The sequence below is a fragment of the Streptomyces sp. NPDC127092 genome (assembly GCF_042722475.1).
GTDB lineage: Bacteria > Actinomycetota > Actinomycetes > Streptomycetales > Streptomycetaceae > Streptomyces.
Genome location: NZ_JBHXFE010000278.1, coordinates 1 through 270 on the forward strand (window position 1 = coordinate 1; position 270 = coordinate 270).

General features: G+C 68.1%; 1 pseudogene. It reads left to right on the forward strand.

Annotated features, from left to right (window positions below):
• Window positions 1–270: pseudogene (locus tag ACFWJO_RS39650) on the forward strand (AMP-binding protein); the annotation flags it as partial.

A 270-nucleotide genomic window follows, 5' to 3' on the forward strand; every position in this document is an offset into this window, starting at 1 on the left:
GTGAACCTGCAGTACACCTCGGGCACCACCGGCTTCCCCAAGGGCGCCACGCTGACACATCGCAACGCGCTGAACAACGGCTTCCACATCGGCGAGCTTCTGGGCTACACGGAGGAGGACACCGTGGTGATCCCAGTGCCGTTCTTCCACTGCTTCGGCATGGTGATCGGCGTGATCGCCACCGTCTCCCACGGCTCGCTCGCCGTCATCCCGGCGCGCAGCTTCGAGCCGGTCTCGGCGCTGCGGGCCGTGGCCGCCACCGGTGCGACG